General features: G+C 64.9%; 14 protein-coding genes. 9 read left to right on the top strand and 5 right to left on the bottom strand.

The features are described from left to right. Nucleotides 1-5 precede the first annotated feature (5 nt). From AAHE99_RS26035 to AAHE99_RS26020, 4 genes are all read right to left on the bottom strand, one after another. Nucleotides 6-356, bottom strand: a complete 351-nt coding sequence (locus AAHE99_RS26035; RefSeq protein WP_342120838.1) for a DUF1840 domain-containing protein — start codon at nt 354-356, stop codon at nt 6-8. 67 nt (nt 357-423) lie between these two features. Continuing rightward, nucleotides 424-936 (bottom strand): hypothetical protein, encoded by a 513-nt coding sequence (locus tag AAHE99_RS26030; RefSeq protein ID WP_342120837.1) that lies wholly within the window; start codon nt 934-936, stop codon nt 424-426. 29 nt (nt 937-965) lie between these two features. Continuing rightward, nucleotides 966-3266, bottom strand: coding sequence for an outer membrane beta-barrel family protein (locus AAHE99_RS26025; protein ID WP_342120836.1), 2301 nt, complete (start codon nt 3264-3266; stop codon nt 966-968). Between the two features lie 80 nt (nt 3267-3346). Beyond that, nucleotides 3347-4867 carry a YifB family Mg chelatase-like AAA ATPase gene (locus AAHE99_RS26020; protein ID WP_342120835.1) on the bottom strand — a complete coding sequence of 507 codons (1521 nt, stop codon included), beginning with the start codon at nt 4865-4867 and terminating at the stop codon, nt 3347-3349. A gap of 372 nt (nt 4868-5239) precedes the next feature. Between AAHE99_RS26020 and AAHE99_RS26015 the strand changes: the two genes are divergently transcribed. From AAHE99_RS26015 to AAHE99_RS25985, 7 genes are read left to right on the top strand one after another with little or no spacing between them, the layout of a single operon-like run. Continuing rightward, complete coding sequence (locus AAHE99_RS26015; RefSeq protein ID WP_342120833.1) at nt 5240-6292, top strand: hypothetical protein; 1053 nt, start codon at nt 5240-5242, stop codon at nt 6290-6292. 1 nt (nt 6293) lies between these two features. Further along, complete coding sequence (locus tag AAHE99_RS26010; RefSeq protein WP_342120832.1) at nt 6294-7058, top strand: ABC transporter permease; 765 nt, start codon at nt 6294-6296, stop codon at nt 7056-7058. A 3-nt stretch (nt 7059-7061) separates the two neighbouring features. Then, the gene (locus tag AAHE99_RS26005; protein WP_342120830.1) at nt 7062-7640 is read left to right on the top strand and encodes a hypothetical protein; all 579 of its coding nucleotides are present in this window, start codon (nt 7062-7064) and stop codon (nt 7638-7640) included. After that, on the top strand, nt 7637-8608 hold the full coding sequence (locus AAHE99_RS26000) for an MlaD family protein (protein WP_342120829.1): 972 nt from the start codon (nt 7637-7639) through the stop codon (nt 8606-8608). Before AAHE99_RS26005 ends, AAHE99_RS26000 begins: the two co-directional genes overlap by 4 nt. After that, the gene (locus tag AAHE99_RS25995; protein WP_342120828.1) at nt 8605-9456 is read left to right on the top strand and encodes a tetratricopeptide repeat protein; all 852 of its coding nucleotides are present in this window, start codon (nt 8605-8607) and stop codon (nt 9454-9456) included. The genes AAHE99_RS26000 and AAHE99_RS25995 overlap by 4 nt, the downstream gene beginning before the upstream one ends. Then, the gene (locus tag AAHE99_RS25990; protein WP_342120827.1) at nt 9453-10298 is read left to right on the top strand and encodes a hypothetical protein; all 846 of its coding nucleotides are present in this window, start codon (nt 9453-9455) and stop codon (nt 10296-10298) included. Before AAHE99_RS25995 ends, AAHE99_RS25990 begins: the two co-directional genes overlap by 4 nt. Next, nucleotides 10299-12074, top strand: a complete 1776-nt coding sequence (locus AAHE99_RS25985) for an adenylate/guanylate cyclase domain-containing protein (RefSeq protein ID WP_342120825.1) — start codon at nt 10299-10301, stop codon at nt 12072-12074. Here the strand turns inward: AAHE99_RS25985 and AAHE99_RS25980 are convergent, their stop codons facing one another. Next, on the bottom strand, nt 12075-12317 hold the full coding sequence (locus AAHE99_RS25980) for an accessory factor UbiK family protein (protein WP_342120824.1): 243 nt from the start codon (nt 12315-12317) through the stop codon (nt 12075-12077). Between the two features lie 206 nt (nt 12318-12523). Here AAHE99_RS25980 and AAHE99_RS25975 point away from each other — a divergent pair, with 206 nt between their 5' ends. Together AAHE99_RS25975 and AAHE99_RS25970 are read left to right on the top strand one after the other, a co-directional pair. After that, nucleotides 12524-13285, top strand: coding sequence for a TorF family putative porin (locus tag AAHE99_RS25975; RefSeq protein WP_342120823.1), 762 nt, complete (start codon nt 12524-12526; stop codon nt 13283-13285). Nucleotides 13286-13297: 12 nt separating this feature from the next. Then, entirely contained in the window at nt 13298-13636 is a 339-nt protein-coding gene (locus AAHE99_RS25970; protein WP_342120822.1) for a P-II family nitrogen regulator, read from the top strand. Nucleotides 13637-13766: the final 130 nt, after the last annotated feature.

The following is a 13766-nucleotide window of genomic DNA, read 5'->3' as shown; positions in this document are numbered from 1 at the left end:
CGCTTTTATACGCCCCACACGATATCGTGTCCGCCGGTCTTGGCGGCGCGCAGCATCTCCAGCAGCGGGAATGCGCGCTGGGCGAAGCCTACCTTTTGCGTTTCTGCGAACTCAGTGTCACCGTCGTCATCCGGTAATGCATGGCTCGGCATATGCGAGGCATGCTCGGAATCAACTTCTGGATGTAGTTTGCTTAGTGCAACTTCTTTCTCAAGCAGTTGCAGGGCTCCGGGAGCCTCTGCTGCGGTGATCACGCCCCGTGTGGAGCTTTTCTGCAGCAGGTCCATGATGCGTTCGACATGCTCGTGAGCCATCATGACTTCCGGCGACGAAATGGATTTGAATTTGATCAACATGGCGCGCTTCCCGTAGTTTGTTGATGTGCTCACGATAGCACGACTGGAGTCGTGCACACCGTGCCTCTTAATACAATTTAAACGAACTCAAGAATGTATCAACCGTATCCGCACTAAAATGTTTCTGGTTGCCCAGAATGATCACCTGATACACCCGTTTATCTTTCGCCAGGAAGCGGCCATGCATGGCAACAGGCGCGCCGTTGGCAGCTGTGCCGCGGGCCTCCACTTCAAATGCACCGTTCTTAGTGCTTTCTTTCGTAATCGTGCCGTTGATATTGCGCACCATGGCGAGGCGCATGGCCTGTACCGCCAGGGCGGCCTTGGCCGCATCGGGTAGCTCAGCAGTTCCCACGGCAAACATGGTGCCGTCCACTTCGGCTGCAGACATGGTCATCTTCACTTCCTGGCCGTCGAGGTTGACGGTACGGGTGTGGGTGGCGGCTTTGCCAGGCAGCATCACCGTATAAGGTGCGTCGGTGCTGCGGAAGTCGCGCCAGTCGAATTTTGGGCTGCAGGCAGCGAGAGCGCCAGCAGCAAGCAGGGCCGCGAAGGCTGTATTCAAGGTCTGTTTCTTCATACCCGAATGGTAGCACTTCGCGGCTGCGCTCAGTCGCCGCCTGGGCCGGGGCCCATGCCGCCACCGGGTGGCGGACCCATGCCGGGGCCGCGCATGCCAGGCCCGCGCATGCCATCCGGACCGCCTTCGCGCGGCATGCCAGTGACGCCGCCAAAGCGGTAGGACAGGCCGACGTACACGATGCGGCCATCGAACTGGCGTTCGGAGCGCTCGCGCAGGGTGTAGGTGTCGGTGACGGTGCTCATCTTGTTGCTGTTGAAGACATCGGTCGCATTGACGGTCAGTGCCAGTTGCGGCGTGATCGCGTGGCGCCAGGTCAGGTTCAGCGTGGTGTTCGGCTCGCGGTAGCCCTGGCCGGTCAGCATCTTGCCTTGCGCCTGCACGGCTGCCTGCAGCATGTCGGCACTGGTGGCTTGCCAGTTCAGGCGGAAGCGGCCGCTCAATGAGGAAGCGGTACGCTTGGTCTGTTCGCCATTCATCTCCAGCACGGTCTGCTCGCTGCGTCCCAAGTTGCCGCTCAGGTTCAGCGACAGGCCCGGCACCAGCTTGCCGCTCAGCGTGAATTCCATGCCGCCGGAGCGTGTGCTGCCGGCATTCTCGCGCGTGGTCAGCAGCACGGTCGGGCTGATGAAGTATTTGCGCTCCAGGATGGAATCCGATTCGTCTCGCAGGTAGCCGCGCAGGTTGGCTTCCAGCCCGAACAGGCGGCTCTCGTAGCCCACTTCCAGCGAATCGGTCTTGGCCGGCTTCAGTTTCGGATTGCCGGACGAGACATTCAGTTCATCGCGATAGATCACGAAAGGATTCAGGTCTTGCGCCATGGGGCGGCGCAGGCGCTGCGCGTAGGCGAAGCGCATCTGCGCGTTGTCGCTGACTTTATAGGTCGCGAACAGGCTCGGGATCAGGTTGGCGTAGCTGTTGCCGGCCGCGATCTGGCTGGTCAGCTGGTCGATCTCCATCTCGGTATGCTCGGCGCGCAGGCCGGCCTGCATGCCCCATTGCTCATTGAAGCGCATCTGGTACGAGCCGTAGACAGCGTAGATGGTTTCCTTCATGTCGAAGGCATTGCTGCGCAGGGCGTTAGGCGAACCGGCCTGGGTGATCGGATCGATATTGGTGTAGTCGACCGACGATTCGTTGTGGTTCTGGACCACTTTGTAGCCAAGCTTGGTGATGCCGCCGAACAGCGGGGCTTCGTAATCGCCGGTCAGGTCGATGATGCCGGTCTTGTTGCGGTTCTGCTGGGCGCTGTCCATCTGGCCGCCCGCTGGCGGGCGCACCACATAGGTGTTGCGGTAGGCGCTGTCCGAATCGTTGGTGGCAGACGAAACGCGCAAATCGGCCTTGAAGGTCTCGCCAGGGATGTCGCCCTTGTGGTCCCAACGCGCCCCCCAGGAGTAGTTCTCGCTCTCGCCTTCGCGCACGGTACTGCGCTGGTAGTTGTCGGTGACGGTGCCGGCGGCATCGGTCGACAGGTACGCGTCGTTTGAGCGCGCATCGTTGCTGCGCTTTGAGTAGGCCAGCTGGGCGCCCAGCGTGTCGTTGGCGCCCAGGTTGTAGGTGACGCCGCCGTTCAGCGCAGCGTTGTCGTTCAAGCCGTTCGAGCGCGACTTCTGAATGCTGTGCGAGACAGCGTTGGTGCGCGGATCGATGCGGTCGCGCACCGATTCGCCGGTGGAGTTGCGGCCGTCATGGCGTACGTTGACGCCGCCCTGGAAGCCCCACAGGCCTTCGTTGTATGTGCCGGACAGCGCGCCGTTGTAGCGGCCCGCCGTGCCGTAGTTGGCATTGGCCACGCCGAAACCGCCGGGGCGGCGCGAGCGCTTCATCACCAAGTTGATGATCGGACCGCCGCCGCCTTCGTTGCCGAACTGCGAACCTGGATTGTTGATCACCTCCACCGATTCCAGGTCTTCGGCAGGAATCGATTGCAGCGCCGGGCCGCGGTTATCACCCTGCAGCATGGCGGACGGCTTGCCGTCGACGTACACCTGCACATTGCTGCTGCCGCGCAGGGTCAGCGCACCGTCCGGATCGACGTTGACGGAAGGGACGTTGTTCAGCGCATCGGCTGCGGAGCCATTGCTGCTGGACGCGTCGGATTTCACATCGTAGACCTGGCGGTCGATGCGGTTGGTGGGGCGCTCTGCCGCCACCGTCACACTGGGCACGGTGGCGGGTTCTGGAGGGACATCCTTCTTTACGGTTGCTGGCTTGGCGTCGGCCTTGGCTGGCTGGTTAGTCTGGGTCTGGGCAGCGGCACTGCCGCAGCACAGAAGGAACAGGAGAGGGCCGGCGCTGTAGCGCGAGTAACGGTATAAGGTAGTCATGATGGCGGCCATTCTAGCCAGATAATTGGCCGAAAAACCGCTGATTTACTTGAAATTACATTTGAAACTTGGCGCTGCATTCACTGCTCGCGCAGGGCGCGGCGTAGCTGGACGGCCTCCGATACATGCTTGAAGCCGATCTGCTTTTCTCCGGTCAGGTCGGCGATGGTGCGCGCGACGCGCAGTATGCGGTGGTAGGCGCGTGCAGACCAGAGCATCTGGCTCATGGATTTGCGCAGCACGGCCTGGCCCGCAGCGTCGGGGCGGCAGTAGCGGTCGATTTCGCGCGGCGTCAGCGCCTGGTTGGATTTGCCCTGGCGCTCCAGTTGGCGCTCAAAGGCTGCCGCCACGCGCGCAGCGATGGCGTGCGACAGTTCGCCGCTGGCATCGGCCTGCAAGATGTCGGGCGGCACCGGGCCCACTTCGATATGCATGTCGATGCGGTCCAGCAGCGGGCCGGAGACGCGGCTTTGATAGCGCAGCACCTGGTCGGGCGTGCATTGGCAGCAATTGGCGGGATGGCCAAGGTAGCCGCAAGGGCAGGGGTTCATCGCTGCGATCAGCTGAAAGCTGGCGGGGAAGTCGGCGTGCCGCGCGGCGCGTGCGATGGTGACGCGGCCCGACTCCAGCGGTTCGCGCAGCACCTCCAGCACGCGCCGGTCGAACTCGGGCAGTTCATCGAGAAACAGCACGCCGCAGTGGGCCAGTGAGATCTCGCCGGGACGCGGCACGCTGCCGCCGCCCACCAGTGCCGCGCCGGAGGAGGTATGGTGCGGCGCGCGGAACGGCCGTACCTTCCAGCCATCGACTGAGAAGCCGCTGATCAGCGATTGCACGGCAGCCGCTTCCAGCGCTTCATCGTCGGTCATCATGGGCAGCAGGCCGGCGAAGCGTGTGGCCAGCATGGTCTTGCCTGCGCCGGGCGGGCCGACCAGCAGCACCGAATGGCGGCCGGCGGCGGCGACTTCCATCGCGCGCTTGGCATGCAATTGGCCTTTGACGTCGGCGAAATCGGGGATGACGGACGGCAGCGACAGGGGCCGGGCCAGGTGGCGCGGTAGCGCGAAGCTGCCATCGCAGTCGGGACCGAAATGGGCACATACCTGCAGCAGCGTGGCGGCGGGGTAGATGGCGGCGCCGGCCACCAGGGCCGCTTCATCGGCATTGGCCATCGGCAGGATGAAACCGCGCCCGTGGCCGCCGGCCGAACGCTGCATGGCGTAGGTCATGGCCAGCGCGCCGCGGATTGGCCGCAGCTCTCCGGTCAGCGACAGCTCTCCGGCAAATTCGAAGCGGTCCAGGTCCATGGAGGGAATTTGGCTGGAGGCGGCCAGGATGCCGATGGCGATCGGCAGGTCAAAGCGCCCCGACTCCTTGGGCAAATCTGCCGGTGCCAGGTTGACGGTGATGCGGCGGGCAGGCAGCTCGAAACCGGCATTGGTGATGGCGGCGCGTACCCGGTCGCGCGCTTCCTTCACTTCGGTATCGGCCAGGCCGACTATGGCGAAAGCGGGCAGGCCGTTGGCCAGGTGGACTTCGACGCTGACTTCCGGCGCCTGCATGCCGGCCAGTGCGCGGCTCTTGATGACGGCAATGGACATGGTGGCCTCCCAGGGTGTCCTGCCATCGTAGAGGGCGCACTGCGGCGGGCTTTGAGCTAGATCAGCGCTTGCTCGGTGTTGCGCGGCGCAGACATCATCTCTTTGGATGATGCCGAGCTTCTGCAGCGCGCATAAGATCGGCCCTCTCTGTCGTTTGCTACCAAATAAACAACTTTAATAAGTTACTTTCAAGGAGCAATGATGAAACAACGTCTCGTGGTGACTGCTTTAGTGGGAAGCGCCTGGCTGGCGCCTGCGCATGCCCAGCTCAATTGCAACAAATCGTATGGCTTCCGCGCCGATGTGGGAAGCACAGTGGGCCAGACTTTGTGCAGTTCCACGGTGATGGGATTCATCGACGCGGCCCAAAATATGAGCCTGAGTAACCCGGGATATACGGACAACTCTGCCGCCGTGGTCGCCGCCCGCATCAGCGATGTTTCCATCAACCTGCGCTACAACGCCAACACCACCACCTTGTTCTACAGCTTCCCCGAGCTGGGCATGAGCGGCAGCTTCACTGGCAGCAACCGCGACCAGTCGGAGGAGATGCTGGTCGATTACCTGAAAAAGACCGACATCATCGGCCGCATCATGAACTACCAGGCCAAGCATTCCCCCACCAGCCCTCTAACCGGGCAGGGCGGCGCCATCCTGACCATGGCGGGTACGGATTTCTCGCAGAGCTTTGAACCGGCCAGCCAGATCGCCACGCCGGGCAGCACGGCGGAAGACCGCACCGGCAACAACAACCTGATCGGCGCCGGCTTGAGCTACGGTTCCTACAACATCAACGGCAGTGGTGACCGCATCAAGCCGATCAGCCTGCCGCTGTCCTACACCATCCGCAACGATATTGATCCACGCCGGCAACTGGTGTTCAGCATGCCGCTGTCAGTGGTGAAGATTGGCGATGGCGACGTGTACCAGGTAGGCATGGGTCTCAGCTACCGATTCCCGGTCAGCGACCGCTGGACCCTCGGGCCGGGCGTGCGCTACACCGTGGTTGGTTCCAAGGACCGCGCCACCGTATCGACCATCATGTCAGCCAATTTGATGAGCACCTATGTAATCCCGGCTGGCAGCTATACCGTCGCCATTGGCAATATGGTCGGCCTTTACCGCAGCGGAAAAATTTCATCGGGCGACTATTCTTTCGATCCCGATATCAGCGCGACGCTGCTGCGCAATGGCCTGATGCTGTCGATGCCCGCCGGCGCCGGCATGGCAGCCGAAGTGTCGCTGATCGACACGCGCTACGCCGGCGGCGACAAACCTTATGTGCGCGACACGCAGGAACTTGGCTTCACGCTTGGCACCAACCGCAGTGCACGGAGTGCGCGCAGTTTCGTGCGCGGCGGCGTAAGCTATGTGCACGGCAAGGACTCCAAGGGTTTTACGGTGAATCTCGGTTATTGGTTCTGATATGGACACGCAGCTTCCAGAGGTCCGGAACGCCTGGTTCGGAGACTTCGGGGGCAGCTGCGTGCTGGCCTGGCAGTGTGCGCTGCGCTTGCCGCGCCTGCGCCAGCGCGCCCACCGTGAGCGCTTGCTGCAACTGATGCTGGAAATCTGGCGCGCCGGCGGTGTTGACGCCAGCCTGCGCGCGCTGGCGCTTGGCACGCTGGCCAGCGCAGCCCTGTTCCAGATGCTGGCTTCAAATACCGAGGCAGCGGTGCGGGTGCTGGCGGTATCGCTGCTGCGCGAACTGGGTCCGTTCCTGGCCGCGCTGCTGTTGTTGCTGCGCACCGGCACTTCGCAAGCCGCCACGCTGGCTGGCATAGCGGGCGGTAACGAAGCGCGCAGCCTGCGCTTGCTGGGCCTGGGTTTGCGCAGTTACCTTGCGCTGCCGGTACTGGTAGCATGTGTGTTGATGGCCATGCTGTTGACTGCCTACTTTGAAGTGATGGCAGTGAGTGGCGGCTTGCTACTCAGTGGCTGGCTGTTTGACCTGCCCCTGCGCGAAATGTTCCACCACTTTGCAGGCCAGCTCACGCTGGCTGACCTGGTGTACCTGGGCGCCAAGAGTGCCCTGTCCGGCCTGGTGGTCGGGACGGTGGCGGCTTACCAGGGCCTGGCGCAGCGCGAGCCGGCGCAGGCGGCGGCGCAAGCTGCGCTGCAAGGCTTGTTTGCGCTGGTGGCGCTGCACGGCTTGCTGGCCTGGCTGGCGTATCGGAATGTGGAGGGCTGATCCATGTATCCCCTGCTGGAGTTTTATCGCGATGGCCAGCACCTGGGCACGGTGCGGCAGGGCAGCCAGAGCCTGCTGCGCTTCCGCCATGCCGCGCATTGCCGCGATTTCCTCGAGCAGTTGCTGGCGGCGCGCCGCACCAGCTTCCATGTGGATGGTATTGATTGCCGCTTGAAAGTGGCGCCGGGCCTGTTTGGCTTGTTATCTGCCACGCCTACCGTGCTGGGCGGGTTGTCGCTGCGCGACAATCTGGGCCTGGCTGTACCGCAGGAACCGGCGGACTTGCTCGATGCACGCATTGCGCACGCGCGTACCGTGACGGGCCTGCTGGCCGGAATTGAGCTGGCGCGCCGGACTGACAGCCTGGACTGGCGCCAGCGGCTGGAACTGAACCTGCTACAAGTGTGGCTGCGCGCGCCTGATTGCCTGCTCTGCGAGCGCTTGCTGGATGGCGGACGCGGTAGCGCGCTGGAGGGCTTGCCAGCCTTGTTCCGCCAGCGCTATCCGCTGCGCGCCGTGTGCTACGTGCAGCATGGGCCGGCGCGGCTGCCGCCCGGCCTCGCAACCGTGATCGAGTTATGAAGCGCCTGTCGCAGCCGGCCTGGCAGCTGTTGTGGATCGCCGGTCCGGGCGTGCTGCTGGTGCTGCTGGCCTGCCTGCTGGTACTGGCGCGGCAGAATGTCTTCAGCAGCCACGACAAGCTGTATTTGCTGGTGCCGAGCGCCAGCGGCATTACGCACGGCATGCCGGTCAAGCTGAATGGCTTTATGGTGGGCACGGTCGACAAGGTCGAATTGCTGCCGCCGGGCGAGCAATCGCCGCTGCGCGTGCGCATCGAGCTGCAGATCCAGCGCCGCTTCACTTCCTACATCCCCCGTACTACCGTGGCCCGCCTGCAGCAGGAGGGCATGATCGGCGCCACCGTAATCGAATTGCAGCCAAGCCGCTACGATGCGCGGCCGGTGGTCAACGGCGAAGTGCTGCCGTTCGAGCGCAGCAAGGGGATGGGAGAAGTGGCCGAACTCGTGGCCAACCGCCTGCTGCCGGTGATCGACGAAGTGCAGGTGGTGGCGCAAGACCTGGCTGCGCCGGAAGGCGGCTGGCGGCAATCGCTGGCGGCCAGCCGCGATTTGCTGCGCTCCTTGCCGCCGGCGGTGCAGCGCTTGCAGCAGGATGCGTCGCTGGCGGCTGCCGGCGTGGCGCGCAGCAGCCGCCAGGCCGATGCGGTGCTGTTGCGGGCCGAGGCGCTGCTGGCCGATACCCAGGCGCGCTTGCCGGCCATCCTGGAGCCGGTGCGGCAGGGCGCGGGCGACTTGCAGCATGTGGCTGCCGATCTGCGGCAAATGAGCGCCGCGACTGCGCCTTCGGTGCCGGGCCTGCTGGAGGACACGCGCGAACTGGGCCAGGACAGCCGCCAGCTGCTGCATGACGCGCGCCAAAGCTGGCCGGCGCGCCTGCTGATGCCAACGCCGCAGCCTGCCGCCGTACCGGGCGACAGCTTGCTGGACCTGCCGCTGCCGCCGCCCGCCGCACCAGTGAGGCAGCCGTGAACGTGGCCGTCAGCGTGGCCGGGCTGCTTCTGCTGGTGGTGCTGGCAGGCTGCGCGGCGCCGGCACCGCTGCCGGCCTTGCGCCAGCAGGCGGTCGCGCTCAACCAGCTCGGCTTGCAGCATTTTGGCGCCGGGCGCTATGCCCAGGCGGAGCGCCAGTTCGCGGCGGCTCTGCAGCTGGAGCGCGCGGCCGAACACGAGGAGGGTATCGCGCAGAACCTGCTGAACCTGGCCCACTGCGCACTGCGCCAGGGCCAGCCCGCCGCAGCCATCCCCTGGCTGCAGGAGCTGGCTGCTGACAGCGGCTGGCAGCCCAGTGCGGCGCACCGCGCAGAAGCGCAACTGTTGCTGGCGCTGCTGGCCTTGCAGCGCGGCGATGCGGCGACGGCGGCGCAATGGCACCGGGCGGCGCGCGATGCGTGCGGCAGTTGCAGCGTGGCGGGCAAGCTGGCCGTGTTCGAAGCACGCCTGGCGCTGCAAAACGGGCTGGCGGCGGAGGCGCTGGTACTGGCGCGCCAGGCGCAGCAGAGCGTGGGCAGCGACGTGGTCGAGCAGGCCAATGCCCTGCGCCTGCAGGGCAGCGCGCAATTGCAGCTGGGGCAGCGGGCGGCGGCGCAGGCCGTGCTGCAGCGGGCGCTGGCGCTGGACAAGGCGGCCGCGCTGCCGCCGAAGATTTTCCAGGATTTGGTGTTGCTGGGTCATGCGCATCAGGCAGACGCAGCGCAGCAGTATTGGCACAGGGCGCGCCGGGTGGCGCACGCGGCAGGCATGGCGGCTGCCGTGGCGGAAGTCGATGCATTGCTGGCCGAGCTTGCGGCCGGCGAACCAGTTCAGGGAGGCGGGAAATGAAATCGTTTTTGATGGGTTTGGCGCTGCTGGCCGGCGCACTGGCGGGGCCGGCGGCAGCAGTCGATGAAGTGGCCGGCATGGTGCTGGACGTGCAGGGCAATAGCAATGTGCAGCGCGAGGGCGCGCGCAGCAAAGTCCAGCTGCTGGACTACCTGACGGCGCCGACCCGCCTGGTGCTGGAGGCGGACGCCCGCGTCTCGCTGTCGCATTACAAGGCGCGCCGCTTGTATCGCCTGACAGGCCCGGCGCAGGTGCTGGTCGGCGCGGACCAGGTGCAGGTGCTGCAAGGTCCGCCCGCCAGCAGCCAGGCGCTGGCGGAACCTGCGCGGCAGGGAACGCCGGGCAGCGGCGCTACGCCGGCTGCGGTGAAAATGCGCGGGCTGGGGCCTGAGGTCAGGCTGGGCAGCCCGGCCGCCAACGGCGTGGTGCTGGACCTGCGGCCGGAGTTCCAGTGGGAGGCGGTGGAGCCGTCCAGCTACCAGGTCAGCGTGGTGGAGCTGCCGCAGCGCGTGGTTGCCAGCGGCAGCAGCGAACGGCGCGGCTGGCAATTGCCGGCCGGCGTGGCGCTCGAGCCCGGCAAGGATTACCGCTGGATCGTCAGCTACCGCTCGGCGGCGGACGGCATGCTGCGCACGGCGAGCGCCGAGTTCCGTGTCGCCAGCGCCGATGAAAGCGGCAGCATGCAGCGCTTGCGCCCGGCACCCGGAGCGGCGGTAGACGAGTGGGTCTGGTACGCCACCATCCTGCGCGAACACCAGATGTATGACGAAGCGCGGCGTGCCTGGCAAGCCATCGCCGCGCGCCGGCCCGACCTGGCGGACGCCCACAGCCTGGCGCGTTAAATGCGGACAAGAATCCCGCGGCGCTGGCTGGCGGCGGGCTATGGCGCGCTGCTGGGGCTGGTCGTCTTGCTGCAAGGGCTGGGCAACGCGCTGGACCGCCAGCTGTACGACGCCTTGCAGCGTTTCAACCGGCAGCATTTCCCGCAGCCCTTGCGCAACGATGTGGTGCTGGTGGGCCTGGACGACGCCTTCCTCGACCAGGTCGCGGAGCCGCGCACCCTGAGCCACCGCTACCTGGCCGAATTCCTGGGCGGTGTCAGCCGCGCGGGTGCGGCCGTGATCGGCCTCGACATGGTGCTGCCGGATAAACGCTTTGACCGCATCGTAGCGCTCGACAAGCCGGACCAGGATTACCACCGCAGCTTGCTGGCCGGCCTGCTGGAAGCCATGCCGCGCAGCCCGCTGGTGCTGGCCAAGGTCTGGGATGGCGGGCGCGGCCACTACCGCGACATCCACCTCGACTATGCCGCCGTGCTGTCGCGCCAGCGCGCGCCGCCGCAGGCGCTGGCGGCGGCCCTGTTCTGCGCCGATCCGGATGGCCGGGTGCGGCGCTACCCCGGCCCCGATACCGATTGCTTGCCGGACCGCAGCGCGGCTACCTTTGCCAGCGAGATCAGCAGCGCACTCGGCGTGCGCCAGCCATGGCGCGGTTTGATCAATTACCAGCTGGGCGGCGAGCTGCGCTACATCCCCTTGCAGCAGGTACTCGACTGGATACGCAGCGGCAATTCCGCGCCGCTGGACCGGCTGGTGCGCGGCAGGGCCGTGCTGCTGGGCACGGTCGAAGAGGATACCGATTTGCTGACAGTGCCGGTGCCGCTGGCCGAGTGGCGGCCGGGCAATACGCGCGTGCCGGGCGTGGTGCTGCATGCCCAGGTGGTGCGCAATATGCTGAATGGCGGCCTGGTGCAGCCGATTGCCCCGGCGCTGCTGATACTGGCCTGCTGGCTGGCCAGCCTGTTCTGGTTCGGCGCTGCGCTGGTGCGCAAGCTGTCCCTGTTTGTCCTGCTGAGCGTAGCCGTGCTGGCGGCCAGCCTGTTCTACTTGCAGCGCGAAACCTGGCTCGAGCCCGGCACGCCCTTGCTGCTGGCTGGGCTGGCGTTGGCCCTGCGCGCGGTGCTGCAGGCCTGGCATAACCAGCGCCAGGGCCAGCAGCTGGCCCTGGGTTTTGGCGCGCGGGTGGCGCCGGAGGTGCTGCAGCAAATCCTCGACGGCCGCTTGCCTGCCGTCGGCGAGGCGCAGCGGCAGCAAATCTGCGTGCTGCAGGCGGAATTGCTCGGTTTCACGGCCGGCAGCGAGCACCTGCCGGCCAAGGTGGTGGCGCGCCTGCTGGCCAGTTATGCCGAGCGCATGGCGGCGCTGGTGCACCGCCACGGCGGCACCATGCTGAAGCTGCAGGGCACCCGCCTGGGCGCCTTTTTCGGCGCGCCCAACCGTCTGCCCAGTGCGGAGAAGGCCGCCCTGGAGGCGGCGCGCGATATGCTGGACCTGGCGGCTGCCCTGCAGCGGGAAGCGCAAGTGCTGGGCGTGTCGCCGCTGGCGCTGCACACCGGGGTGCATAGTGGGCCGGCCACGGTGGGCAAGCTGGGGCCGCCGGGGCTGGCGTATTACAGCGCGGTCGGGGCGGTGGTGGAGGTGGCGGAACAAGTACTGGCGCAAGGCGTGCGGGCAGACTGCCCAATCACCTGCTCGCGCCAGGTCGCCGAGCGGCTCGGCTATCCAGCCGTGCTGGAGGAGTTGCCGGACGCCAATTACGGCTGGCGTCCCACTATCTGATTATTTGTCGGCCAGCTTGGCTTCCAGCTCGGCCAGACGCGATTCCAGCAATTCCAGCTTGGCGCGGGCTTTGGCCAGCATCTGTGCCTGGATATCGAATTCCTCGCGGGTCACCAGATCAAGCTTGGCGAAGCCCTGGGTCATCATGGCCTTGACGTTCTTTTCAATGTCCTTGGCCGGCGAGTTTTCGATAACCTGGCTAACTTTTTGTTGCAGGTCGTTAAAGAAAGCGTTCATGTCCATTTGCTTCATTCCTGAGGTGTGAGGTTCTTGCACCACAACGGTGCGACTTTGGCTTCAATTGGTGCGCCATGGCGGCATAACATCGACTGAGGCACGGTTAGGGGGCCGGTTAAAGCTGGCACGCAATCTGCTAATAAGGTGGAAAGCTTGCCGATTTAAGCCTGAATTTTAAACCGCAATAAAAGTTCACTCAAAAGGAAATCGCCATGAATCAAAAGAGCAAGAACCTGGTCCTCACCGCAGCAGTCGCAGTGGCAATGGCGACGATGGGAACCGGCCTGGCCCACGCGGCGGATGCCGCACCGGAGGCGAAGCCTGATAATGAGATCAGTTTTAATGCAGCCCTGACCAGCGACTACCGTTACCGCGCTATCTCGCAAACCCGCCTGAAACCTGCGCTGCAAGGCGGCGCCGACTGGGTCAACAATCCGACCGGTTTCTATGCAGGCGTCTGGGGCTCCACCATCAAGTGGATCAAGGACGGCGGCGGCGACGCTTCCGTTGAAATTGATGTGTATGGCGGCAAGCGCGGCGAAATCGCGCCGGGCGTCAGCTATGACGTGGGTTTCCTGGCCTATGTCTACCCGTCCAACGATCTCAACCCGAGCGCCAATACCCGCGAAGTGTACGGCCAGCTCGGCTACGGTTCGGCTACCCTGAAGTACTCGCACTCGCTGAGCAACCTGTTCGGCTTTGCCGACAGCAAGCACAGCACTTACCTGGATGCTTCCGTCAACCAGGACCTGGGTGAGGGCTTCGTGCTGAACCTGCATGTGGGCCACCAGAAAGTGAAAAACAGTGGCGCTTTCAGCTACACCGACTGGAAAGTCGGCGTGACCAAGGATCTGGGTGTGGCGAGCGTGTCGCTGGCCTATATCGATACCAACAACGACAACTATCTCTCGCCGGTGAATGGCAAGAACCTGGGCAAGGCCGGCCTGGTGCTGACCGTGTCAAAAACTTTCTGAAGAGGCATCCGTATGAAAATGATTACCGCCATTATCAAGCCGTTCAAGCTGGACGAGGTGCGTGAGGCCCTGTCGGCGATCAACGTGCAGGGTATTACGGTGACCGAAGTCAAAGGCTTCGGGCGCCAGAAAGGCCATACCGAGCTGTACCGCGGCGCCGAGTATGTGGTGGACTTCCTGCCGAAGACCAAGATCGAGGCCGCTGTCGATGACGCCATCGTCGAGCAGGCGATCGAGGCGATCGAGAATGCCGCCCGCACCGGCAAAATTGGCGACGGCAAGATCTTCGTCTCGTCGCTGGAACAAGTTATCCGTATCCGTACCGGCGAAACCGGCAACGAAGCACTGTAAGGGGAACCGTGATGCTTAAAATTAAAAACCTCCTGGCGGGGATGACTGTCCTGCTGGCCTTCAGCGCTGCCCTGCCAGCGCTGGCGCAGGATGCCAAGCCGGCCGAGGCGCCTGCCGCCACCGCACCAGC

Source organism: Pseudoduganella sp. OTU4001, assembly GCF_038440195.1.
In the GTDB taxonomy this organism is placed as follows: Bacteria; Pseudomonadota; Gammaproteobacteria; order Burkholderiales; family Burkholderiaceae_D; genus Rugamonas.
This window is presented reverse-complemented; position numbering and strand designations above follow the sequence as displayed.

Coding starts and splice junctions, on each gene's coding strand:
- AAHE99_RS26035 (WP_342120838.1), bottom strand. CDS start 356: ATGTTGATCAAATTCAAATCCATTTCGTCGCCGGAAGTCATGATGGCT.
- AAHE99_RS26030 (WP_342120837.1), bottom strand. CDS start 936: ATGAAGAAACAGACCTTGAATACAGCCTTCGCGGCCCTGCTTGCTGCT.
- AAHE99_RS26025 (WP_342120836.1), bottom strand. CDS start 3,266: ATGACTACCTTATACCGTTACTCGCGCTACAGCGCCGGCCCTCTCCTG.
- AAHE99_RS26020 (WP_342120835.1), bottom strand. CDS start 4,867: ATGTCCATTGCCGTCATCAAGAGCCGCGCACTGGCCGGCATGCAGGCG.
- AAHE99_RS26015 (WP_342120833.1), top strand. CDS start 5,240: ATGAGCCTGAGTAACCCGGGATATACGGACAACTCTGCCGCCGTGGTC.
- AAHE99_RS26010 (WP_342120832.1), top strand. CDS start 6,294: ATGGACACGCAGCTTCCAGAGGTCCGGAACGCCTGGTTCGGAGACTTC.
- AAHE99_RS26005 (WP_342120830.1), top strand. CDS start 7,062: ATGTATCCCCTGCTGGAGTTTTATCGCGATGGCCAGCACCTGGGCACG.
- AAHE99_RS26000 (WP_342120829.1), top strand. CDS start 7,637: ATGAAGCGCCTGTCGCAGCCGGCCTGGCAGCTGTTGTGGATCGCCGGT.
- AAHE99_RS25990 (WP_342120827.1), top strand. CDS start 9,453: ATGAAATCGTTTTTGATGGGTTTGGCGCTGCTGGCCGGCGCACTGGCG.
- AAHE99_RS25985 (WP_342120825.1), top strand. CDS start 10,299: ATGCGGACAAGAATCCCGCGGCGCTGGCTGGCGGCGGGCTATGGCGCG.
- AAHE99_RS25980 (WP_342120824.1), bottom strand. CDS start 12,317: ATGGACATGAACGCTTTCTTTAACGACCTGCAACAAAAAGTTAGCCAG.
- AAHE99_RS25975 (WP_342120823.1), top strand. CDS start 12,524: ATGAATCAAAAGAGCAAGAACCTGGTCCTCACCGCAGCAGTCGCAGTG.
- AAHE99_RS25970 (WP_342120822.1), top strand. CDS start 13,298: ATGAAAATGATTACCGCCATTATCAAGCCGTTCAAGCTGGACGAGGTG.